Here is a 1,356-nt window from a genome sequence, read left to right on the forward strand (position 1 = left end):
CCAGTAGCGGCGGCGGGCGAAGGGATACGTCGGCAACGGCACCCGACCGAAGCCACCCCCCGCGAACAGCACCCCGAAATCGAAGTCCTGCCCCTGCACGAACAGTTCTGCCACCACCGACAACCGCTCACGGAAACCGACACCGTCCAGAACGGACGGCGCACCACATTCCCGCAGACACTCCTCCCCATACCGCCCAAGCCCCGACGGACGCCGCACGACCTCCGCGCCCTGCGACACGAACACCCCGGCCGCAATCCCCGACTCCAGCCACCCCGACAACACCGCCACCAACTCGGCACGATCCCGCACCACCGCAGCCAGCCGATGCCGCACATGCCGACGCCCGGTCAGCAACGTGAAACTCACATCACCCAACGCCGCACCCCGGCCCTCGGCACTCTCACACCACGCCAGCAGCGCCCCCGCCTGCTCACGCACCTGCTCCACCGAAGCCGCCGACAACACCACCAAATAGCCCGGCAGGACCACCGGCACCCGAACCCGCTCAGGAGCCTCGCCGATCACCACATGCGCGTTCGTCCCCGAGAACCCGAACGCACTCACCGCCGCCAGACGCGAACCCCCCGGACCCGCTTCCCAGTCCCGCACCTCCGTATTCACATAGAACGGCGAACCACCCAACCCGATCCGCGGATTCACCTGCTCGAAGTGAACCAACGGCGGCACCTGACGATTCCGCAGCGCCAGCACCGCCTTCACCACACCAGCCACCCCCGCCGCAGCAGCAGTGTGCCCCAGGTTCGCCTTCACCGTCCCCAGCGCACAGAACTCCCGCGCACCCGTACGCGCAGCGAACGCCCGCGACAACGCCTCGAACTCCACCGGATCCCCCAACGGGGTCCCCGTCCCATGCGCCTCCACCAGACCGATCGCACCCACATCCACCCCGAACCGGTCCCACACCTCACCCAACAACGCCTCCTGCGCCCCCACACTCGGCGCAGTGATCCCATTACTCGCCCCGTCCTGATTCACACCCCAGCCACGAATCACCCCATGAACGAAGTCACCATCAGCCAGCGCATCCCGCAACCGGCGCAACACCACCACACCCGCACCCTCACCAGGAACAAACCCATCCGCCCCCGCATCGAACGCCGCACACCGCCCCGACGCCGACAACATCCCCGCCGCCTGCGCCGACGCATAAAACTCCGGCGTGCTCAACACGAACACACCACCCGCCAACCCCACATCCACCGCACCCGAACGCAACGCCTCACACGCCAGATACACCGCCACCAACGAACTCGAACACGCCGTGTCCACCGTCACCGCCGGACCCCGCAGATCCAGCAGATACGCAATCCGCGCCGACAGAATCGAACCGGC

1 protein-coding gene is annotated in these 1,356 nt (G+C 67.6%); it reads right to left on the minus strand.

The genetic code is table 11. From position 1 onward, the window contains the following. Positions 1–1,356: beta-ketoacyl synthase N-terminal-like domain-containing protein (locus tag ACZ7DL_RS39080; RefSeq protein ID WP_470781848.1), on the minus strand; the 1,356-nt coding region annotated here is incomplete at both ends.

The sequence above is a fragment of the Streptomyces sp. NPDC036984 genome (genome assembly GCF_055607665.1).